The organism is Nocardiopsis lambiniae (assembly GCF_031845465.1).
In the GTDB taxonomy this organism is placed as follows: Bacteria; Actinomycetota; Actinomycetes; order Streptosporangiales; family Streptosporangiaceae; genus Nocardiopsis; species Nocardiopsis lambiniae.
The window spans coordinates 122,345-143,950 of record NZ_JAVREP010000005.1 but is presented as its reverse complement, the minus strand read 5'-3'; the positions used below and the strand labels follow the sequence as shown (position 1 = coordinate 143,950).

Sequence of the window (21,606 nt, the reverse complement as noted above, 5' to 3'; positions counted from 1 at the left end):
AACCCCCGAGCGCCGAGGCCCCTAGCCGACGGCCTACGACCGGTTCCACCTGTGACCCACCACGGCCCCTTCCGCAAGCTCATGGACGGAATTGACCGCCCAGGCCGCGCCACCCACGGCGGCATCGACCTGGGCCAAGCCACGAGGGACTCCGCCATCATCCGCACCCGCCATGCCGCGGACTTCACCGCCCGGGACGCAGCCGAGGCCGAGCGGGCACGGTGCCGCTACGGAGCCCGATGCAAGACCGCCGGCCCGGGCCGCCCTGAAATCGCGGGGCCAGAACCACGCGGGCGCTGATCAGACAGGGCGTTGAAGAAGCGGGAGACCGTGGGTGACCCGGCCCTGCCCGGTCACCCACGACGCGCCGGGCAGGGTCAGTAGATGCCCTGTCGGGCATCATCGAACCAAATATGCGCGCGCTTTCTGTGAGGCAACTGTGGCGACGAAGAGACAGGTCACCCTCCGAGCCCAGTGGATCGGGAAGACCTTCAAGGAACTGCGACTGCGCAACGGCATGACCTTGCAGGAGGTCGGGGAGTACCTCGGACGGGACCAGTCCTCCGTGAGCCGCTTTGAGGCGGGCATCCATCCACCGCGCAAGGACGACGTCATAGCGCTGATGGACCTGTTCGGTGTGGAAGAGGAACCCCAACGCCAGGCCACCTTGCACATGGTGGACGAGGTTTCCAAGACCGGTTGGTGGGCCAAACACACCAAAGACGTCGATGGATGGATGATCGACTGGCTGTGGCTTGAGGAACGCTCCGAAGAACTACGCGAGTTCGGCGTGCTCGCCGTCCCCGGCCTGCTTCAGACTCCCCGTTATGCGGAGTCCATCATTCGGGCAGACGACCCCAGGGCTCCAAAACAGCAGATCAAACGCTGGGTCGACTTGCGCGTCAATCGTCAGCACACCCTCAGGCAAAAGGACTTCAGAATCTCGGTCGTCCTCGACGAAGCCGTTCTCCGCAGACCCGCCGGGGACAGCTCGGTCATGTCAGAGCAGATCAAGCACCTGGTCGCCTCCAGCCAGCACGAGAATGTGGACATCAGGGTGCTTCCGTTCTCGGCTGGTGCCCATTGCGGAGGCGCTGGTGCATTCAGGATCATTCTGATGCCCGAGCCCTTTCCGGTCGTAGCCCACGTGGACAGCCCGGCAGGAGCGCTCTTCGCTGAAGCAGCGAGCGCCCATGAGTTGGCGGACCGATACGATCGCCTGCACCAAGGGAGTCTTGACGCGGAAGCATCTCGTGAGTTCCTGCGCAAGGTCGAACAGGAGTTGCGATGAACCGGGACACGTCGACCGTCACAGGTTGGCGCACCAGCAGCTACAGCACCAGCACTGGTGGCAACTGTGTCGAGATCGGTTGGCACATCAACAGCTACGGTTCCGACAGCGATGTACAGCGCGTCGAGGCAGGTCCCTTCCTCAACAAGTCCCAGAAGTTCGCTGTCCGCGACTCCTCCCGGCGCGAACTCGGCCACCTCTCCTTCCCCTCCTCCGAGTGGGCGGCCCTGCTCCGCAGCGCTCGCTGACGTTCAGCGCACAACGCCTGTGGGGCGGCCCCCGGGGGCCCGGGGGCCCCCCCCACGGGTGTCGGGCTCAGGCGATGCGGTCGATGACGATCGGTCCCGGCTCGAAGACGCCGTCCGGGTCGATGTCGAAGGCGCCCTCCAGGGCGTCCGCGCCGCGCTCGAACCGCTCGGGTTCGTCGGCGTGCAGGGTGAACAGCGGTTCGCCCGCCTTGACCGTCTCCCCCGGCTTGGCGTGCAGGGTCACGCCCGCGCCGAAGGACACCGCGTCCTCCTTGCGGGCCCGGCCGGCGCCCAGGCGCCAGGCGGCCAGGCCGACCTGGTAGGCGTCCAGTCGGGTGAGCACGCCCGAGGTCGGCGCGAGCACCGTCCGGCGTTCGGCGGCCTGCGGCAGCGGCGCGTCCGGGTCGCCGCCCTGGGCGCGGATCAGCCGCTTCCACGCCTCCAGCGCGCTGCCGTCCCGGAGTGCCTCGGCCGGGTCCTTGACGCCGTTCTCGCCCGGGGTGAGCCCGGCGGCGGTGAGCATCTCCCGGGCCAGGGCGACGGTCAGCTCCACCACGTCGGCCGGGCCGCCGCCGGAGAGCACCTCCACGGACTCGGCGACCTCCAGGGCGTTGCCGACCTGCCGTCCGAGCGGCACGGACATGTCGGTGATGAGGGCGACCGTGCGCACACCGTGGTCGGTGCCGATGTCCACCATGGTGCGGGCCAGCTCGCGCGCGGAGGCGACGTCCTTCATGAACGCCCCCGAGCCCGCCTTGACGTCCAGCACCAGGGCACCGGTGCCCTCGGCCAGCTTCTTGCTCATGATGGAGGCGGAGATCAGCGGGATCGACTCCACGGTACCGGTGACGTCGCGCAGCGCGTACAGCTTGCGGTCGGCCGGGGCCAGCCCCTCACCGGCCGCGCAGATGACACCGCCCGTCTCGGAGAGCACCGCGCGCATCTCGTCGGTGCTCAGCGACGCCTGCCACCCGGGGATGGACTCCAGTTTGTCCAGGGTGCCGCCGGTGTGGCCCAGCCCCCGACCGGACAGCTGGGGCACCGCCGCGCCGCAGGCGGCCACGGTGGGGGTGAGCGGCAGGGTGATCTTGTCGCCCACCCCGCCGGTCGAGTGCTTGTCGGTGGTGGGCCGGTCCAGGTCGGAGAAGTCGAGCCGGACACCGGAGGCGAGCATCGCCTCGGTCCAGCGGGCCACCTCGGCGCGGTTCATGCCGCGCAGGAAGATCGCCATGGCCAGCGCCGACATCTGTTCCTCGGCGACGTCGCCGCGTGTGTAGGCGTGGATCACCCAGTCGATCTGCTCCGGGGTGAGCTCTCCCCCGTCGCGTTTGGCGCGGATGATCTCGATGACGTCCATGTCAGGGTCCTTCCACCGGCGGAAAAAGGGTCTCCCCGGTCGTCGCCGATCGGGCGACGCCGGGGAGAGGGGTGGCGCTGTCGTGTGATCAGGCCAGGTCGTGCGGCCCGAAGGCCTGCGGCAGCACCCGGTCCATGGTGAGGATCCCCTCGGGGGTGTCCACCAGCAGATCGGGGCCGCCGTGTTCGTACAGCAGTTGGCGGCAGCGCCCGCACGGCATGAGGGTCTCCCCCCGGCCGTCCACGCAGGCGAACGCCACGAGGCGACCGCCGCCGGTGGCGTGCAGGGTGCTGACCAGCCCGCACTCGGCGCACAGCGCCAGACCGTAGGAGGCGTTCTCCACGTTGCAGCCGCTGACGGTGCGACCGTCGTCGACCAGCGCCGCCGCGCCCACCGGGTACTCCGAGTAGGGCGCGTAGGCGTGGGTCATGGCCTCCCGGGCCGCCGCGCGCAGGGCCGCCCAGTCCACGTCGGCGGGGTCGAGGGCGCTCATGACCGGCTCGCCCGCCACTGCTTGCCGATCCCGGCGGGCGGTCGCAGACGCTGGGAGGCCAGCGAGAGCACCAGCAGGGTGGCGATGTGCGGGCTGTAGGTGGCCAGCTCGCGCGGCAGCGAGTCGGTCGTGAAGTACCAGGCCAGCAGCAGCACGGCCGCGATGACGCCGGCGATCGCCAGGCCCTTGCGGTCGTGTCGGATCTGCCACAGGGCCGCCAGGAGCAGGACCGCGGCCAGCAGGAGCAGCAGGGCGTGGATCGCCGCGCCGCCGCCGCGGATCTGGAGGGCGTCGGTGTAGCCGAACAGGCCGGCGCCCATCGCCAGACCGCCCGGACGCCAGTTGCCGAAGATCATCGCGGCCAGACCGATGTAGCCTCGGCCACCGGTCTGCCCCTCCTGGTAGATCTGCGAGGCGACGATGGACAGGAACACGCCGCCCATGCCGGCCAGGCCGCCGGAGATGACGACCGCGATGTACTTGAAGGTGTACACCGGCACACCGAGGGACTCCGCGGCGTCGGGGTTCTCACCGACCGAGCGCAGTCGCAGACCGAACGAGGTCCGCCACAGCACCAGGTAGGTCAGCGGGATCATGAGGATCGCGATGACGGTGAGCGCCGACATCCGGGTGGTGAGCCCGATGACCAGCGACGCCAGGTCGGCGACGACGGGGATGCCGCCGGCCGCCACCGGGCCGAGCGCGTCGGCCACGAAGGGCACGTCCAGCACCGGGAACCGGGGAGTGGTGGGCGACTGGGAGGCGCCCGCGCCGGGCACGTCGGCGTACACCAGGATGGACAGGTAGCGCATCGCACCGAGCATGAGGATGTTGATCGCCACGCCGGAGACGATGTGGTCGACCGCGAAGGTGACCGTGGCGATGGCGTGCAGCAGACCGCCCGCCATCCCGGCCAGGACACCGGCGATGAGACCCATCCAGGGGTCGCCGGTGGACCAGGCGAAGTAGGCGCCGAACCAGGTCCCGAGGATCATCATGCCTTCGAGACCGATGTTGATGATGCCCGCGCGTTCGGCCCACAGACCGCCCAGCGCGGCCATGGCGATGGGCACCGCGAAGGTGATGGTGGTGCGGACGGTGCCCGCGTCGGTCAGCATGTCCTGGCCGGTGATGATCCGCAGACCGGCCAGCGCCACCAGGACCGCGCCGAAGAGGCTGAGCAGCCGCCAGACCGACCGGCCACCGCGGACCGGGGGCTTGGCCACCGGTCGCATCACGTTGAGTTCCTGGCTCACTTCGCCTCCCCGCCGCGGGTGCCGGCCTCACCGGGGGTGTCGTCCCCGGAAGGCGCGTCGCCGCTGTCGGACGCCGTGCCGGCCGGCACGGTCGTCTCGGTCTCGACGGGCCCGGCGACGGTGGTGCCGAGCTCCTTGCCGATCTGTTGCTGCTGGTAACGGCGGCCCCAACGGTGGACGACCTCGTAGACCACGACGACCGTGAGGACGATGGTGGCCTGGGCGATGACGGCGATCTCCTGGGGGATGCCGTCGAAGGGCAGGATGCCCGACGCCTGGTTGAGGAAGGCCCAGAAGAGGGCGGCGAAGGCGATGCCCACCGGGTGGTTGCGGCCCAGCAGCGCGATGGCGATGCCGATGAAGCCGATGCCGGTCGGGAAGTCCAGCGCGTAGTAGTGGGAACTGCCGAGCAGCTGCGGCATGCCCACGAGGCCGGCGACCATGCCCGAGAAGAGCATGGACAGGAACACCATCTTCTTGACGTTGACACCGCTGGCCTCGGCGGCGCTCTGCGACTGGCCGGTGGCCCGCAGCTCGAACCCGAAGCGGGTCCGGTTGAGCATCACCGCGTAGCCGACGCCCACCCCGATGGCCAACAGCACCAGGCCGAAGATCTCCCGCTCCGAGCCGAGGAAGCCGGCCGGGATACCGGGCACCCAGGACCCCTCCGGCAGCGGCGGCGTGCCGATGTTGTTGGTGCTGATCTCCACCGCCAGCCGGTTGGTGTTGAGCAGGTAGGCGGTGATGCCCGTGGCCACGGCGTTGAGCATGATCGTCGAGATGACCTCGGACACGCCGCGCGCGACCTTGAGGTAACCGGCGATGCCGGCCCAGGCCCCGCCGACGGCGACCGCGACGACGATCATGACGATCTGGCTCAGCACCGGCGGCAGCACGAAGTGGCCGCCGACGGCGGCGGCCATCAGTGCGGCGAGCCGGTACTGGCCGTCCACGCCGATGTTGAACAGCTTCATCTTGAAGCCGATCGCCACGGCGACGGCGGCCAGGTAGTAGGTGGTGCCGTCGTTGATGATCTGCACCAGGCTGTTGGGCCGGGTGCCGTACTCCATCATCCGGGCGAAGGTGGCGCCCGGGGCGATCCCGCTGAGCAACAGCACCAGCGCGGTGACGGCGATCGCGATGATCCCGGCCGCGAACACCGCGGCGAAGGACAGCGCGAGCATGGCCGACAGGCGGCGGTACAGCAGGAAGGCGACCGCGGAGCCGACGAACGCGCCCAAGGCGGCGGCCACCGGTTCGATCAGGGACAGGTCCAGGAACCAGGCCGACAGCAGGCCGGAGACCACCGACAGCACCAGGGCGGTCGGGACCACCAGGGTGCGGTGCAGGGTGGTGCCCTCCTCCTTGGTGCCGGCGGCACCGGCCCGGCCCACCTCGGGCATCCGCCGGTCCACCAGGACGACGGCGGCGAACGCCAGGCCGACGCCGATGATCAGCGCCGCCCACCACAGCAGCGCCATGTCGAGGGCCACGGTCACGAGAACGCCCAGGAGGGCGATGAGGAGCGCCGGGAACAGGCTCCGCGACGCACCCGCGCGGGTGGTCTCACTCATGCCCCACCCCCGTTGCGGTCGGCGGTGTCGTCACCGCTGTCACCTTCTGTGTTGTCGATGTCCTCGTCACCGTGGAGTCCGGCGCCGGTCATGGCGGAGCCGAGCTGTTCGGGGGTGACGGAGGTCGGATCGGCCTGGGCGACCAGACGGCCGCGCAGGATGACGTGCAGTGTGTCGGACATGCCGATGAGCTCGTCGAGGTCGGCGGAGATCAGCAGCACCGCCAGGCCGGCGGCGCGGGCCTCGCGCAGCTGCTCCCAGATGGCGGACTGGGCGCCGACGTCCACACCCCGGGTGGGGTGGGCGGCGACGAGGAAACGGGGGCTGCCGCTCATCTCCCGGCCGATGATGAACTTCTGCTGGTTACCGCCGGACAGGGCGTCGGCGATGACGTCGATGTTGGGCGTGCGCACGTCGTACTCGGCGACGATGCGCTCGGCGTCGGCGCGCGCGCCGGCCTTGTCGATCCAGGGGCCGCGCACGCTCGGCGGCTTGGTCTGGTGGCCCAGGATGCGGTTCTCCCAGAGGGAGGACTCCAGCAGTACGCCGTGGCGGTGTCGGTCCTCGGGGATGTAGCCGACCCCCGCCTCGCGGATCTTGAGGGTGTGCCATCCGGTGATGTCCTCGTCGCCGAGGTGGATGCGGCCGGAGGCGACCGAGCGCATGCCCATGATGGCCTCGATCAGCTCGGACTGGCCGTTGCCCTCGACGCCGGCGATGCCGACGATCTCGCCCTCGTGGATGTCGAGGGTGACACCGTCGATGACGGCGCGCCCGTCGCCGGAGTGGACGGTGACGCCGTCCAGGGACAGGACGGTGCGGTCGGTGACCGTGGAATCGCGCAGCTCGGGCACCGGGAGTTCGCCGCCGACCATGAGCGTGGCCAGTTCCCGGGCGGTGGTGGTGCGCGGGTCCGCGGTGGCCACGGTGGTACCGCGACGGATCACGGTGATCTCGTCGGCGACGGACAGCACCTCGTCCAGCTTGTGCGAGATGAAGATGACGGTGAGGCCCTCGCGCTTGAGTTCGCGCAGGTTGTCGAAGAGTTCGTCGACCTCCTGCGGGACCAGGACCGCGGTGGGCTCGTCCAGGATGATGGTCCGCGCGCCGCGGTAGAGGACCTTGAGGATCTCCACGCGCTGGCGGTCGCCGACGCCGAGGTCCTCCATCAGGCGGTCCGGGTCCACCCCGAGCCCGTACTGCCCGGAGAGGTCGCGGATCCTCGCGGCGGCCCGGTTGCCGATGCCGTGCAGGCGTTCGGCGCCCAGGACGACGTTCTCCAGGACGGTGAGGTTGTCGGCGAGCATGAAGTGCTGGTGCACCATGCCGATGCCGTTCTTGATGGCGTCGGAGGGGGAGGAGAACCTGACCTCACGCCCCTTGACGTGGATCGTGCCCTCGTCGGGACGGTGCATCCCGTACAGGGTCTTCATCAACGTGGACTTGCCCGCACCGTTCTCGCCGACGATGGCGTGCACGGTGCCGGGGGCCACGGAGATGTTGATGTCGTGGTTGGCCACGACCCCGGGAAAACGCTTGGTGATCCCGCGCAGCTCAACGGCGGGGGGCGCCTGCCCCTCCTCGCCCGATGGCGTGCTGCTCATCTCTCTCCTTGTGGAAATGCGGAGCGGCGCGGGGCCGGTCGCCGCCGCCGGACGCCCTCGTCCGCGTAACGACGGCCGGGACGACGGCCGGAGCGGGGATCTCCCCGTCCGGCGGCCGTCCCAGGCCGTGATCATCACGGGTCCTACCCGTGGTGGGGGTGCGCGATCGCGCGTTTACGGCTCGGTGGGAACCTCGATCTCGCCGTCGATGATCTGCTGCTTGATCTCGTCCAGCTCGGTCTGGATCGGGCTGATCAGCTCTTCGTTGGAGGTGGTGTAGTCGACACCGCCACCGGAGAGGTCGAAGCGCTCGATACCGGCGGCGACGTCACCGTCGACGGCGGCCTGGATCAGCTCGAACACGGCCACGTCCACCTGCTTGATGGCGGAGGTGAGCACGAACGGCTTCTGGGCGTCCTCGGCGTTCTCGTACTGGTCGCTGTCGACGCCGATGAACAGGAAGTCGTTGTCGACGGCGGCTTCGAGGACGCCGTTGCCGGAGGCGCCGGCGGCGTGGTAGATCACGTCGGCGCCGCGGTCGTACTGGGCCTGCGCCAGCTCACGGCCCCGGGCGGGGTCGCTGAAGCCGCTGAAGTCCGGCGGCTGGCTGAGGTAGTCGACCTCGACCGTGATGGAGTCGTCGACGTGCGCGACGCCGGCCTCGTAGCCCGCCTGGAACTTGTGGATCAGCGGGGTCTCGACGCCGCCGATGAAGCCGACGTGGTCCTCTTCGGTGCTCAGCGCCGCGGCGGCGCCGGCCAGGAAGGAGGCCTGCTCCTCGGCGAAGACCAGGCTGGTGACGTTGTCGATGTCCGCGATCTCGGAGTCCACGATGGCGAAGTGGACGTCCGGGTACTGCTCGGCCGTCGCCAGGACGGCCTCGTTGTAGGCGAACCCGACGGCGATGACGACGTCGTAGCCCTCCTCGGCCATGGTGGCGAGACGCTCCGCCTTGGCGGACTCGGCCTCGCCGTCGGCGGGCTCGAACTCCTGGGCGTCGACGCCCAGTTCGTTCATCGCCTGCTCCAGGCCGCGGTAGGCCGAGTCGTTGAACGAACGGTCGCCACGACCGCCGACGTCGTAAGCCAGGCCGACCCGGAGCTCGGAGCTCTCGTCGCCGCCGTCGGCACCGTCGCCGGACCCCTCCTGTGCCGCGTTGTCACACGCGGTGAGGGCCAGCACACCGGCCGCCGCGATGGCGGCGAACCTGACCGTGTTGCTGCGCTTCACTTGTTAACTCCCCTTCGCCCTCTCAGTGGCCCGCTTTCACGCGGGGTCCGAACTGAGTTCTGCGGTCGGACGATATCCGGTGGTGGAAAGTACACCCAACCGGCGCACAGAGTTGTTATGAAGGCGAGAGCTGAGTGACACGGGGCCTTACTCGGAAGTTACCAATCGCACACCGAGAGGGGGGCAACCCGCTTTGTCCCGAGGTATTCTGCGGGCCATCTCGGGCCTCCCACGAGCCACTACTACGCAAGGTCTCCAATTGAGTGCCCTGGGTCACAACACCACGTGAAACGGTGCCGGTCTAGACCGGTCTGGACTCCGATGGGGATCCCATCGGAGCCCGACCGCACCCGGGGCCCGGCGTGGGAGCGGCGGACCGGACCGGGTGTGTTCCGCACCCCTTCAGGAGGTGAGGAAGTCGATGACGGCCTGCTTGAAGACCCGCGAGGAGACCGCGTTGAGGTGGTCGCGTCCGGGCACTTCGACGTGGGCCCCCTCGACCGTCGCCGCCAACTCGCCGGCGCCCGCCGCGATCGCGTCCTTGGCGCCCGCGACCAGCAGGGTCGGCACCCGGACCGGGGGGTCGGCGCGGAAGGGGCGCCCGGCCTGTCCCCGGGCGCAGGCGGCCAGCGCGGCGGGGTCGTTGCCGGGGAGCGCGGAGACCGTGCGGTAGACGTGGTCGAAGGGGGTCGTCCCCTCCCCCGGCGCGGACAGGTCGGCGTCCTCGAAGGCGTTGACCGGTCCGAATCCGCCCAGGACCAGGCGGCGCACCCGCTCGGGTCGGGTCAGCGCCAGTTCCCAGGCCAGCCGGGAGCCCATGGAGTAGCCGACGACGTCCACCCGGGCGATGTCGAGTTCGTCGAGCAGGGCGAGGAGATCGGACACGAAACGTTCGGGCAGGTAGGAGCCGTCATCGGTGGGTTTTCCGCTGGCGCCGTGGCCGCGCAGGTCGGGGCCGATCACGCGCAGCCCCTCGGCGCCCAGCGCCTGGGGCCACCCGGCGGCCTGCCAATTCATGCCGAAGTTCGTCCCGAAACCGTGGAGCAGAAGCACCGGTGCGGCGTCCGCCGGGGACTGCGGACGCAAATCCGCATAGCGCATTGTCACGTCGCCGACGAGATTCGCAGACATGAATCCTTCAATCCTTATGCGGCCGGATGGATTAACAGAAGACGGAACGGGGCCTTTTCGGAGGTTCCGATAAAAGATGGACGGTGGGAACCGCCATCGTTCGTGGATTCCTCCGAACAGGCCCCGTCGCCGAAGCCCGGATCAGTCCGTTGGAGGCTTGAGCCGGACCCGGCGGGCGGGCCTGGCCTCCTCCGTGGGCACCTTGCCGACGATGCCCGCCTGCGGCGCGTCGTCACCGATCGTCACCGCGAAGGTGACGAGGGGGTCGCCGACGGGGACGACCTGGTCCTCCTCGGCGTGCAGGGAGACGATCCGCCCGGCCTTCGGGGAGGGGATGACCACGGCCGACTTGGTGGTCTCCACCTCCACGAGCGGGGCGTTGCGTTCGATGACGTCGCCGACGGACACCTGCCATTCCAGGACGGTGGCCTCGACGAGGCCCTCCCCGAGGTCGGGAAGGGTGAAGGTGACGTTCTCTTCAGCCATGGTCGCTCTAGTACTCCAGGGTTCTCTGCACCGCGAACAGGACGCGGTCGATCGTCGGCAGGTACTGCGGCTCCAGCGGGCCCGCGGGATAGGGGACGTCGAATCCGGTGACGCGCTGGACCGGGGCGGCCAGGTCGCGGAAGCAGTGCTCGGTGATGAGCGCGGCCACCTCGGCACCGAGCCCGGCGGTCAACGGGGCCTCGTGGACGACCACGGCGCGCTTGGTGCGCGCGACCGAGGCGGCCAGTCCGGCCGCGTCGATGGGCTTGAGCCAGCGCAGGTCCAGCACCTCCAGTTCCACACCGTCCTCGGCGGCCAGTTCGGCCACCTGGAGGCACTTGTGGACCATGGCGCCCCAGGCGATGAGGGTGGCGTGGCGTCCGGGTCGGACGATACGGCTGGTGCCGATGGGGTCGGTGGGTTCGGCGAGCCGGACCGGCCTACGGTCCCAGTAGCGGGCCTTGGGCTCCATGTAGACGACGGGATCGTCGGAGCGCACCGCCTGCAACAGCAGGCTGTAGGCCTCGGCGGGGTCGGAGGGGGCCACGACCTTCAGCCCCGGGGTGTGGGCGAAGATCGCCTCCAGGCTCTCCCCGTGGTGTTCGGGGGCCTGGATGCCGCCGAAGGAGGGCAGCCGCAGGGTGATCGGCATGGGTGCCGAGCCGCGGGTGCGGTAGTTCATGCGCGCCACCTGGTTGACGATCTGGTCGATCGCCGGATAGGCGAAACCGTCGAACTGGAGCTCGGGGACGGGGCGCCAGCCGTTCATGGCCAGGCCGACCGCCATGCCCATGATCGCGGACTCGGCCAGGGGGGTGTCGAAGACGCGCCGGTCGCCGAACTCCTTCTGGAGGCCGTCGGTGACGCGGAAGACACCGCCCAGGGCGCCCACGTCCTCACCGAAGACCAGGACGTCCGGGTCCTCGGCGAGCAGGACGCGCAGGGCCCGGTTGATGGCCTGCTGCATGGAGAGTTCGAGTGCGGGGGTCTCTGCGGCGGCGTCGGCGCGGTCGATGAGTTCGGTCACGGCTGGACCTCTTCCTCCCAGATGCGGCGCTGCCGGGTCAGCTCCTGGGTGGTCTCCCGGAAGACGTGCGTGAACAACTCGGTGCCCTCGGGTTCGGGGGCGGCGGAGACGCCGTCGCGGATCTCCTCGGCACGTTTCTTCGCCTCGGCGTCGATGGCGGCGAGTTCGTCGGCGTCGGCGTGGCCGGCCTCGATGAGGGCGGCGCGCAGCAGCGCGACCGGATCGCGGTCCGTCCGCCAGCGGTCGGCCTCGGTCTCGTCGCGGTAGCGGCCGGTGTCGTCGGAGGTGGAGTGGGGCTCCACGCGGTAGGTGAGGGCCTCGATGAGGGTGGGGCCCTCACCGCGGCGGGCACGGGCCACGGCCCGGGTGACGGCGTCGTGGACGGCGGCGGCGTCGTTGCCGTCCACCACGACGCCGGGCATGCCGTAACCCTCGCCGCGCGCGGCGACGGAGCCGCCGGCGACCTGGCGCTCGTTGGGCACCGACAGCGCCCAGCGGTTGTTCTGGCAGAAGAAGACGACGGGGGCACCGTAGACGCCGGCGAAGTTCATGGCCTCGTGGACGTCGCCCTCGGAGCTGGCGCCGTCACCGAAGTAGGCCAGGGCGACACCGTCGTCACCGCGCATCCGTTCACCGACCGCCCAGCCGACGGCGTGGGGGACGGGGCCGCCGACGACCGCGTTGACGGCGCCGAAGCGGGACTCCATGACGTCGTAGAGGCCGCCGTGCCACAGGGCCCTGTGGGTGGCCATGTAGCCGACCATCTCGACCCCGTAGGCGAGCGCGGAGGCCATCTCTCGATAGGTCGGGAAGACGAAGTCGCGCCGGGGGTCCAGTGCGGCCGCGCTGGCGACCTGGGCCGCCTCCTGCCCGCGGACGGACACGTAGGCGGGGAAGACGCCCTGGCGCTGGAGGGCGACGGCCTCGGCGTCCAGGTCGCGTGCGGTCCGCATGTGCGTGTACAGCGCGCGGGTGAGGTCCGGGGGCAGGTGGTCCACGGTGACGGTCCCCTGACCCGCTGGCTCGTGGGTCGACATGTGCAGCGGCTCCCAACGTGGCCCGGCGCGGTGGTGTGGCGCGTCGGACTCCGGGCGATCTGTTAACTGATGAGGCAGATTGTCCGGATCATTCGACACTCGCGCTAGATAATCTCGAAAACTTGATACATATGAGAACGAAAGCCCCTCTCATGTTCGCCATCGTCCAGCACCCGAGAGGCGTGAGCAGGAAAAACGACAGGTCGGTCTGTACACCGCGAATCGGGACTCACCATCACAGATGGATCGCAGTTGGCCACGACGGGTGCCCGTTCGACGATGGAGCGCATACCTTCGGATGCATTCAGGCACTCCGACACGGAAAAGGCGACAAGGCACGACAAAGACGAACGAAAGCAGCCGTCACGCGAGAAGGCCGGCCATCTTCTCGGAACTCGCGCGTGATCACCTCCCGGCCCGGGAAAACCCCCGGACCGACCACCGCGTCAACCATGGGTACAGTCGGATACCCCTCGGCACCCCTGCGCGCCGGGGCCGCGAGAGCAAGATTCCGCCATGTGAGACCGCCCACGCGCCTCCCCTGGTGATCGGGCGAATACGCAGATGGACATCATCTCGCCGACTGAGACTCCCATGGAAGCAAACAGCGTTTACCTGGTAGTTCGTTAGCCCCGGTCGATGACGATGAGAGGGGCTTCCACTGGAACGAGAAGACACGAGGAGCACCCACATGGCCATGGGCGAGCAACGCAGGAACGGCCGGCGGCCGGATGCGACCGACCAGACGATCCTCAGTGCTCTCGCCAAGGACGCGCGGACCGGGATCACCGAGATCGCCGCACTGGCCAATGTCTCCCGGGCCACGGCCTACAACCGGATCAAGCGTCTGACGGACGAGGGCGTCATCCGCGGTTACTCCGTGGTGACCGACCACTCGAAGATGGGTCTGGGCGTGACCGCGCTCGTGCTCATCTCCGGCAGCCAGCCGGACTGGCGGGCCAACCGGGAGATCCTCTCCTCCTACCCCGAGATCGAGTACTGCTGGTACGTGGTCGGTTCGGCGGACATCGTCCTGCTGGTCCGCGTCGCCAACACCAACCAACTGCGGGATCTGATCCTGACCCGCCTGCAATCGCTCCCCGGTGTGACGTCCACGCAGACGCTCACCGTCATCGACGAGGTCGTGCACCGGCCCGTCGTGGAGCCCGGCGACCTCGACTGAACGGACGACCCTAACCTCCGACCACCTCGGCGACCGAGGCCATCAGTTCGGCGAGCAACGCCGAACCCTGCGCGCGGGTGGCCGCGACATCGCCGTCCACGTCCATGACCACCTCGGCATAGGCCTTCAACTTGGGCTCGGTGCCCGAAGGCCGGAGCGTCACACGCCCCCGGGCCCCGCCCTCCAACCGGAAGCGCAGGGCATCGGTCGGCGGCAGACCCGCGTGTCCGGCGGCGAAGTCGTCGACCCCCGCGACCTTCAGGGGGCCGAACGCGGCGGGCGGTTGGGCGCGCAACCGCCGCATCGCCGCGTCGATCAACGACAGGTCCGACACCCGCACCGACAGTTGGTCGCTCAGGTGCAGGCCGTACGCGCGCGCCTGGTCGTCGAGCAGGTCGAGGAGGGTCCGCCCCTCCGCCTTCGCCCGCGCGGTCAGGGTCACCGCCATCAGCGCGGCGCCGATGCCGTCCTTGTCGGCGACCGGGCGACCCGCGTCACCACCGATGCAGTACCCCAGTGCCTCCTCGTACGCGAAGACCCGTCGGGTGCCGGGGCCGCCGGCCCGGGCCAGCCACTTGAACCCGGTGAGGGTCTCCTCGTAGTGCACCCCCCGGCCGCGGGCGATCATGCCGAGCAGGCTGGAGGAGACGATGGTGGTGGCCACCACCCGGTCGTCCCCGGTCGTGTGGTCGAGCACGAACTCGGCGAGCAGACCGCCCACCTCGTCGCCGGTGAGCGGCCCGTGCCCGGGGATCGCCAGGGCCAGTCGGTCGGCGTCGGGGTCGTTGGCCACGACCAGGTCGGCGCCGATCGCCTCCCCCGCGGCCATCGCCAGGTCCAGGGCCCCGGGTTCCTCCGGGTTGGGGAAGGACACCGTGGGGAAGTCGGGGTCGGGGTCGAACTGGGCGCCCACCACCTCGGGTGCCGCGAACCCGGCCCGTTCCAGCGCCTCGACCAGCACCCGGCCGCCGACACCGTGCATGGCGGTGTAGACGATCGACAGGTCGCGCGGGCCCGCGGGCACCGGCGCGGTGACGGCCGCCAGGTACCGTTCGACGATCTCCCGACCCAGGACCGTCCACTCCGTGCCCGACGGCAGGTCGCCGACGGGGCCGACCTCGTCGATGGCCTCGGAGATCTCGGCGTCGACCGGGGCCACGATCTGGGCCCCGGCCTCGTCCCCGTCACCGCCCACATAGACCTTGTAGCCGTTGTCCTGGGGCGGGTTGTGGCTGGCGGTGACCATGATCCCGGCGTCGGCGCCCAGGTCCCGCACCGCGAAGGCCAGGACCGGGGTGGGCAGGGGGGCGGGCAGGAGGGAGACCCGGTGTCCGGCGCCGGTGAGGACCGCGGCGCTGTCGCGGGCGAAGTCCGCCGACCGGTGTCGGGCGTCGTAACCGATGACGACGTGCCCGGCGCCGCCGCGCGCGTGCAGCCAGGCGGCGATCCCGGCGGCGGTGCGCATGACCACGACACGGTTCATCCGGTTGGGGCCGGCGCCCAGCGCGCCGCGCAGTCCGGCGGTGCCGAACTCCAGTCGCCCGGAGAAGCGGTCGCCGAGGTCGGCGGCGGCCTCGACGTCACCCGCGGCGACCCGCTCCAGCAGGGCGGCCAGTTCGTCACGGGTGGCGGGGTCGGGGTCGCGCTCCATCCACGCGCGGGCGCGGGCGACGGTGTCGGTGGTCATGGCGGATCTCCTCGGCTCGGGCTCAGACGCGGGCGACGATGTCGGCGAGCAGCCGACCCACGGTCTCGGCGGCGTCGCGACCGGCGGCCAGCACCTCCTCGTGGTCGAGGTTGGCACCCTCCAACCCGGCGGCGATGTTGGTGACCAGGGACATGCCCAGCACCCGGGCCCCGGCCTCGCGGGCGGCGATGGCCTCCAGGACGGTGGACATGCCGACCAGGTCGGCGCCCATGGCACGGAGCATGCGGATCTCGGCGGGGGTCTCGAAGTGCGGGCCGGGCATGGCCGCGTAGACGCCCTCGGCCAGGCTCGGGTCCACTTCGAGGGCCAGGGCCCGCAGCTCGGCGGAGTAGGTCTCGGTGAGGTCGACGAAGGTCGCGCCGACCAGCGGTGAGCGGGCGGTCATGTTGATGTGGTCGGCGATGAGCACCGGGGTTCCCACCGTGTAGGTGGCGTTGATGCCGCCGGCGGCGTTGGTGAGCACGATGGTCCGGGCCCCGGCCGCGACGGCGGTGCGCACGTTGTGCACGACGGAGTCGGTGCCGTGCCCCTCGTACAGGTGGGTGCGGCCCAGGAACGCGAGCACGTTGCGGTCGCCGTCGACGATGCCGCGCACGGTGCCGCTGTGCCCCTCCACACCGGGGGGGAGGAAGCCGGGCAGTTCGGCGGTGGGCAGCTCGTCCCGCCCCTCCCCCAGGAGGTCGGCGGCGGGCGCCCAGCCCGAGCCCATGACCAGGGCGATGTCGTAGGCGTCCACCCCGGTGCGCGAGCGCAGTGCGTCGGCGGCCTGCTCGGCGATGGCCTTGGGTCCAGCGGTCACAGCGTGTTCTCCGTTCGTTCGTGCCGCGGGAGCGGCGCGGGGTGCGCCCCGGTGGACAGGGGGCGCGACATCACGTGTTGCGGGCCCGCGTCACCGGAGATGACGCGCCCGGTCGCGGTGTACCCGGCGGCCTCGTAGACCCGCAGGGCGACGTGGTTGCCGACGTTGACGCACAGCACGACCCTGTCGGCGTGCGGCGCGATCTCGGTGACCAACCGGTCCAGCAGGGGCGCGGAGCAGGAGGCCCGGCCCAGGCCCCGGCCCTGCCATTGTGGCGTGACGTAGTAGGCGCGCAGCAGCACGGCGCGCTGGGGTTCGGCGACCATGTCACGCGTGCGCAGGGCCCGGTCCAGCACCCCGAACCCGACCGCCGCCGCCCGTGCGTCGGCCGCGTCCCCGACCGGCCCCAGCACGATGGCGAAGGGCACCCGGGCGGGGTCGGCGTCGGCGGCGGGCAGGGTGGCCACGGGCAGCCCGGTGAACCGGGACTGCCCGGGGGCCAGCCGGTGGCGCGACACGGCGGTGCGCAGCAGGGCGACCTCGGCCGTGTCCTGGTCCAACCGCACCAGGCGCGGCACGAGGGCCCGATCGGTCGGTGCCTCGGGGCCGGCCGTGTCCACCGCGTCGTTCACCGCATCGCTCCTCTCCCGGACGTGCCCCTTCGGGCCCGTCGGAGTCCACGGGGCTCGGCGCCGGACGCGCTCCGCCCCTGGACTCAGACTGGCGTTCGCCCCGGGCCCGCGCAAGCCGCCGTCCACGGCCTGTGGACGGCCCGGGTCGTCGGCGCCTCGTCCCCGCCCGGCTCAGACGCCGATGGGGTGCCAGACCGTCTTGGTCTCCAGGAACGGCGTCATCCGGGAGGTGCCGGGGTCGGGGTCGAGCCAGGCCTCCTCGCCGCCGTCGGCGTCGGGACCGCGGCGCAGCACCCGGGTGAGGGTCTGCGCGGCGGCCTCCTCGAAGGCGGTCGCGTCCTGCCCCGCCCCGGTCAGGTCCAGGGCGTTGACGTCGGCGTGCGCGGCCAGGTGCGGGCCCAGCTCGGGTACCCGACCGGTGAGCAGGTTGACCACTCCGCCGGGCAGGTCGGAGGTGGCCAGCACCTCGGCCAGGTCCACGGCGGCCAGCGGCGCGGCCTCGGAGGACACCACCACGGCGGTGTTGCCGGTGGCGATGACCGGGGCGACGACCGAGGTGAGGCCGAGCAGCGGAGCGTTCTGCGGAGCGAACACGACGACCACACCGGTGGGCTCGGGGGCCGAGTGGTTGTAGTAGGGACCGGAAACGGGGTTGGCCCCGCCCAGGACCTGGGCGACCTTGTCGGTCCACCCGGCGTAGTACACCCACCGGTCGATGGCCGCGGAGACGACCTCCTCGGCCCGGGCCCTCGTCAGGCCCTGGGCCGAGGCCGCCCGGGCGACGAACTGGTCGCGCCGGCCCTCCAGCACCTCGGCGACCCGGTACAGGATCTGTCCCCGGTTGTAGGCGGTGCGTCCGGACCACCCGGAGAACGCCTTGCGCGCGGCGGCGACCGCCTCACGGGCGTCCTTGCGGGAGGCCAGGGCGGCGTTGGCCAGGTGCGTTCCGTCGGTCGAGGTCACGGCGTAGCTCCTGCCCGACTCGGAGCGGGGGAAGGCCCCGCCCAGGTAGAGCTTGTAGGTCTTGCGGACCGCCAGGCGGGCGGGGACGGCGGGTGTCCTCGCCGCCTGGGCCGCGCCGCCCTTGTCGGCCTTCTTGCCGCCGCGTCGTTCAGCCAACGTAGGCCTCCAATCCGTGCCGTCCGCCCTCGCGGCCGTAGCCCGACTCCTTGTAGCCGCCGAAGGGGCTGGTCGGGTCGAACTTGTTGAACGTGTTGGACCACACGACCCCGGCGCGCAGCCGTTCGGCGGTCCACAGCATGCGCGAACCCTTCTCCGTCCACACGCCCGCCGACAACCCGTAGGGGGTGTTGTTGGCCTTGCCGACGGCCTCCTCGGGGGTGCGGAAGGTCAGCACCGACAGGACCGGGCCGAAGATCTCCTCCCGGGCCACCCGGTGGGCCTGGCCGACGCCGGTGAAGATCGTGGGCGCGAACCAGTAGCCGTTCTCCGGCAGGTCGCAGGCGGGCGACCAGCGCTCGGCGCCCTCGGCCTCGCCGGAGTCCACGAGGTCGCGGATGCGCTCCAGTTGGGCGGCGGAGTTGATGGCGCCGATGTCGGTGTTCTTGTCCAGCGGGTCGCCCAGGCGCAGCCTGGACACGCGCTCCTTCAGGCGGGGCATCAGCTCGTCGACGATGGACTCCTGCACCAGCAACCGGGATCCGGCGCAGCACACGTGGCCCTGGTTGAAGAAGATGCCCGAGACGATGCCCTCGACGGCCTGGTCGATGGCGGCGTCGTCGTAGACGATGTTGGCGCCCTTGCCGCCCAGTTCCAGGGTGAGGCGCTTGTCGGTGCCGGCGACGGCGCGGGCGATCTGTCGCCCCACCTCGGTGGAGCCGGTGAAGGCGACCTTGTCGACGTCGGGGTGCTCGACCAGGGTGCGGCCGGTCCCCCCTTCGCCGGTGAGGATGTTGACCACGCCCGGGGGCAGGTCGGCCTCCTGACAGATCTCGGCGAAGACCAGCGCGGTCAGCGGGGTGGTCTCGGCCGGTTTGAGGACGACGGTGTTGCCGGTGGCCAGGGCCGGTGCGATCTTCCACGCGAGCATGAGCAGCGGGAAGTTCCACGGGATGACCTGGGCGGCCACACCGAGCGACCGGGGGGCGGGGCCCAGGCCGGCGTGGGCGAGCTTGTCGGCCCATCCGGCGTAGTAGAAGAAGTGGGCGGCGACCAAGGGCAGGTCGACGTCGCGGGTCTCCTTGATGGGCTTGCCGTTGTCCAGGGACTCCAGCACCGCGAGTTCGCGCGAGCGCTCCTGGATGATGCGCGCGATGCGGAACAGGTACTTGCCGCGTTCGGCGCCGGACATGCGGCTCCACACGGTGTCGTGGGCGCGGCGGGCCGCGGCGACCGCCCGGTCCACATCGGCGGGACCGGCGACGGCGACCTGGGCGAGCTTGGTCTCGTCGGCGGGGTTGAGGCTGGTCAGGTGTTCGCCGCTCTCGGCGGGGGTGAACTCCCCGTCGATGAACAGCCCATAGGACTCGCGCAGGGTGACGACGGAGCGGGACTCCGGTGCGGGCGCGTACTCGAAGATCACGGCTTCAGTCCAGCGTGTAGTAGTCGGGGCCCGGGTAGGTGCCGGTGGTCAGCCTGGTGCGCTGCATGAGCAGGTCGTTGAGCAGGCTGGAGGCGCCGATCCGGAACAGGTCCGGGGTGAGCCATGCGGGTCCGGCGGTCTCGTTGACCAGGACCAGGTTGCGGATGGCGTCCTTGGTGGTGCGGATGCCGCCGGCCGGTTTGACGCCCACGCGGCGACCGGTCTCGGCGAAGTGGTCGCGCACGGCCTCCAACATCACGAGGACGACGGGCGGGGTCGCCGCCGGCGAGATCTTGCCGGTGGACGTCTTGATGAAGTCGGCGCCGGCGCGCATCGCCAGGTGGGAGGCGCGGCGCACGTTGTCGTAGGTGACCAGCTCGCCGGTCTCCAGGATGACCTTGAGGTGGGCGTCACCGCAGGCCTCCTTCACGGCGACGATCTCCTCGTGCACCTTCAGGTAGTCGCCGGCGAGGAAGGCGCCGCGGTCGATGACCATGTCGATCTCGCTCGCGCCGTCGGCGACGGCGGCGGCGGTGTCGGCGATCTTGACGGACAGGGGCGCGCGACCGGCCGGGAAGGCGGTGGCGACGGAGGCGACCCCGATACCGGTGCCGCGCAGCGCCTCGACGGCGATGGGGACCATGTCGGGGTAGACGCAGACGGCGCCCACGCCGGGCACGGTGCGGTCGGCGGGGTCGGGCAGCGCGGCCTTGGTGCACAGCGAGCGCACCTTGCCGGGCGTGTCGGCCCCCTCCAGCGTGGTCAGGTCGATCATGGAGATGGCCAGATCGATGGCCTGGGCCTTGGCGGTGGTCTTGATGGACCGGGTGGACAGATCCTGGGCCCGGGCGCGGGCACCGACCTCGTCGACGCCCGGGAGTCCGTGCAGGAACGTCCGGAGCGCGCGGTCGGTCGTCGCCTCGGGAGCGGATGCGGTGTGGGGCACGGGCACCTACAGCTCGGTCGAACGATGTGACTGCCCCCCGCCGGGGTCGGCGGGGGTGGCCCGGCACGGGATCGGTGATCCCCTCCGGGCCGTCAGGTGGTCACCATAACCCCGGAGGGCCGGGCCACCGGTACCCCTCGGGAGCGCATCGCCGAAGGTTGGAGAAGAGTCCAACCGAAGCTTGACCAAGGAATGGTCTTTTCCTCCAACAAGAGGGCGAGAACCCCCGAGAACAGCGTTTCCCGACATTCGGGATCCCCACCCCCGGACCTTCGCGGTCTAGACCGGACTCGTCCTCCGGGCCCCTCCCGCCGGCTCCGCCCGGGCTCGCGCGGACGGCGCGGATGCGTACCCTGTCCCCATGGCGGAGTTCCGGATCAGCAGCGATGACGAGCAGGTCGACCTGCGCAGGATGGCGACGGCCCTGGCCGAGTCCCAGGGGTGGGCGCGCGAGGACGTGGGCGTCTGGGACAACCGGCGCGGCGAGGTCATCGTCACCATCGACGACTCCCTGCTGCGCCGATCCGCTCCGGACCCGCGCACCCGGCCCCTGCACACGCCGCGCGACGTGCACAGGGCGTGCGAGGCGATCCACACCGAGGACGCCTCCCTGCGGGGCGTGGACTTCGCCTCCCTGCGCGACGAGGCGGCCCGGCTGTTCTCCGCCGGGTGGACCACCGAGGACGTGCTCCACGCGCTGGGTCACCGGCCCGACGGCGAGGCGTGGCCGCAGGGGGCCGACCGGCGGGGGACCGAGTGGATGCTGCACCGGTTGCGCGCCTGGCGCACCCCCGACGGGGACATCCGTCCCTCCCGTTCGCAGGAGGGCGCCCAGTTGCGGGTCATCGGCAAGGCCGGGCTGCCGATGGACATCGGCCTGCCCGAGGACGCCGAGTCGGCCCAGGGGCCGGTGGCCAGCCCGGCGGTGGCGCGGTCGGCGGCCGACGACGCCCGCAGGCTCATCCGGCAGAACGCGCGCACCACCTCCGACACCCTGGCCCACCGGGATCGGACCTCGGCGACGATCCGCCGACCGGAGTAGGGCGTGTTCTACGCACGCCC

20 protein-coding genes are annotated in these 21,606 nt (G+C 70.9%); 4 read left to right on the top strand and 16 right to left on the bottom strand.

All coding sequences use genetic code 11. From position 1 onward, the window contains the following. Window positions 1-439: 439 nt before the first annotated feature. Window positions 440-1,291: a helix-turn-helix domain-containing protein gene (locus RM479_RS09850; RefSeq protein WP_311511418.1), complete on the top strand. Its 852-nt coding sequence runs from the start codon at window positions 440-442 to the stop codon at window positions 1,289-1,291. Continuing rightward, window positions 1,288-1,539 (top strand): DUF397 domain-containing protein, encoded by a 252-nt coding sequence (locus RM479_RS09845; protein ID WP_311511417.1) that lies wholly within the window; start codon window positions 1,288-1,290, stop codon window positions 1,537-1,539. The genes RM479_RS09850 and RM479_RS09845 overlap by 4 nt, the downstream gene beginning before the upstream one ends. 67 nt (window positions 1,540-1,606) lie before the next feature. Here the strand turns inward: RM479_RS09845 and RM479_RS09840 are convergent, their stop codons facing one another. The 10 genes from RM479_RS09840 to RM479_RS09795 all read right to left on the bottom strand — a co-directional run bounded on the left by RM479_RS09840 (window position 1,607) and on the right by RM479_RS09795 (window position 12,734). Next, a complete protein-coding gene (locus RM479_RS09840; RefSeq protein ID WP_311511416.1) occupies window positions 1,607-2,896 on the bottom strand; it encodes a thymidine phosphorylase in 1,290 nt (429 codons plus the stop codon). A gap of 88 nt (window positions 2,897-2,984) precedes the next feature. Then, window positions 2,985-3,407, bottom strand: a complete 423-nt coding sequence (locus tag RM479_RS09835; RefSeq protein ID WP_274811854.1) for a cytidine deaminase — start codon at window positions 3,405-3,407, stop codon at window positions 2,985-2,987. Beyond that, window positions 3,386-4,645 carry an ABC transporter permease gene (locus tag RM479_RS09830; protein ID WP_311511415.1) on the bottom strand — a complete coding sequence of 420 codons (1,260 nt, stop codon included), beginning with the start codon at window positions 4,643-4,645 and terminating at the stop codon, window positions 3,386-3,388. The genes RM479_RS09835 and RM479_RS09830 overlap by 22 nt, the downstream gene beginning before the upstream one ends. Further along, window positions 4,642-6,219 (bottom strand): ABC transporter permease subunit, encoded by a 1,578-nt coding sequence (locus RM479_RS09825; protein WP_311511414.1) that lies wholly within the window; start codon window positions 6,217-6,219, stop codon window positions 4,642-4,644. Before RM479_RS09825 ends, RM479_RS09830 begins: the two co-directional genes overlap by 4 nt. Further along, window positions 6,216-7,823: an ABC transporter ATP-binding protein gene (locus RM479_RS09820; RefSeq protein WP_311511413.1), complete on the bottom strand. Its 1,608-nt coding sequence runs from the start codon at window positions 7,821-7,823 to the stop codon at window positions 6,216-6,218. Before RM479_RS09820 ends, RM479_RS09825 begins: the two co-directional genes overlap by 4 nt. 174 nt (window positions 7,824-7,997) lie before the next feature. Then, window positions 7,998-9,053 carry a BMP family lipoprotein gene (locus RM479_RS09815; protein WP_274811858.1) on the bottom strand — a complete coding sequence of 352 codons (1,056 nt, stop codon included), beginning with the start codon at window positions 9,051-9,053 and terminating at the stop codon, window positions 7,998-8,000. 402 nt (window positions 9,054-9,455) lie between these two features. Further along, window positions 9,456-10,184 carry an alpha/beta fold hydrolase gene (locus tag RM479_RS09810; RefSeq protein WP_311511412.1) on the bottom strand — a complete coding sequence of 243 codons (729 nt, stop codon included), beginning with the start codon at window positions 10,182-10,184 and terminating at the stop codon, window positions 9,456-9,458. 141 nt (window positions 10,185-10,325) lie between these two features. Continuing rightward, the gene (locus tag RM479_RS09805; protein ID WP_311511411.1) at window positions 10,326-10,670 is read right to left on the bottom strand and encodes a biotin/lipoyl-containing protein; all 345 of its coding nucleotides are present in this window, start codon (window positions 10,668-10,670) and stop codon (window positions 10,326-10,328) included. A gap of 7 nt (window positions 10,671-10,677) precedes the next feature. Then, window positions 10,678-11,697, bottom strand: a complete 1,020-nt coding sequence (locus RM479_RS09800) for an alpha-ketoacid dehydrogenase subunit beta (RefSeq protein ID WP_311511410.1) — start codon at window positions 11,695-11,697, stop codon at window positions 10,678-10,680. Further along, window positions 11,694-12,734, bottom strand: coding sequence for a thiamine pyrophosphate-dependent dehydrogenase E1 component subunit alpha (locus tag RM479_RS09795; protein ID WP_311511409.1), 1,041 nt, complete (start codon window positions 12,732-12,734; stop codon window positions 11,694-11,696). Before RM479_RS09795 ends, RM479_RS09800 begins: the two co-directional genes overlap by 4 nt. Window positions 12,735-13,425: 691 nt before the next feature. On the opposite strand from RM479_RS09795, the gene RM479_RS09790 reads away from it, so the two are divergent. Further along, window positions 13,426-13,917 carry an Lrp/AsnC family transcriptional regulator gene (locus tag RM479_RS09790; RefSeq protein ID WP_274811863.1) on the top strand — a complete coding sequence of 164 codons (492 nt, stop codon included), beginning with the start codon at window positions 13,426-13,428 and terminating at the stop codon, window positions 13,915-13,917. A gap of 10 nt (window positions 13,918-13,927) precedes the next feature. On the opposite strand, the gene RM479_RS09785 is transcribed toward RM479_RS09790, so the two are convergent. From RM479_RS09785 to deoC, 6 genes are all read right to left on the bottom strand, one after another. Continuing rightward, window positions 13,928-15,604: a phospho-sugar mutase gene (locus tag RM479_RS09785; RefSeq protein ID WP_311511408.1), complete on the bottom strand. Its 1,677-nt coding sequence runs from the start codon at window positions 15,602-15,604 to the stop codon at window positions 13,928-13,930. A 22-nt stretch (window positions 15,605-15,626) separates the two neighbouring features. Continuing rightward, window positions 15,627-16,424 carry a purine-nucleoside phosphorylase gene (locus RM479_RS09780; RefSeq protein ID WP_311511407.1) on the bottom strand — a complete coding sequence of 266 codons (798 nt, stop codon included), beginning with the start codon at window positions 16,422-16,424 and terminating at the stop codon, window positions 15,627-15,629. Further along, on the bottom strand, window positions 16,421-17,056 hold the full coding sequence (locus RM479_RS09775) for a GNAT family N-acetyltransferase (protein WP_311511406.1): 636 nt from the start codon (window positions 17,054-17,056) through the stop codon (window positions 16,421-16,423). Before RM479_RS09775 ends, RM479_RS09780 begins: the two co-directional genes overlap by 4 nt. A 171-nt stretch (window positions 17,057-17,227) precedes the next feature. Then, window positions 17,228-18,175 (bottom strand): aldehyde dehydrogenase family protein, encoded by a 948-nt coding sequence (locus tag RM479_RS09770; protein WP_311511405.1) that lies wholly within the window; start codon window positions 18,173-18,175, stop codon window positions 17,228-17,230. Then, window positions 18,168-19,598 (bottom strand): aldehyde dehydrogenase family protein, encoded by a 1,431-nt coding sequence (locus RM479_RS09765; RefSeq protein WP_311511404.1) that lies wholly within the window; start codon window positions 19,596-19,598, stop codon window positions 18,168-18,170. The genes RM479_RS09770 and RM479_RS09765 overlap by 8 nt, the downstream gene beginning before the upstream one ends. 4 nt (window positions 19,599-19,602) lie before the next feature. After that, window positions 19,603-20,550 carry a deoxyribose-phosphate aldolase gene (gene deoC / locus RM479_RS09760; protein WP_311511403.1) on the bottom strand — a complete coding sequence of 316 codons (948 nt, stop codon included), beginning with the start codon at window positions 20,548-20,550 and terminating at the stop codon, window positions 19,603-19,605. 355 nt (window positions 20,551-20,905) lie between these two features. On the opposite strand from deoC, the gene RM479_RS09755 reads away from it, so the two are divergent. Then, window positions 20,906-21,586, top strand: a complete 681-nt coding sequence (locus tag RM479_RS09755; RefSeq protein ID WP_311511402.1) for a hypothetical protein — start codon at window positions 20,906-20,908, stop codon at window positions 21,584-21,586. Window positions 21,587-21,606: the final 20 nt, after the last annotated feature.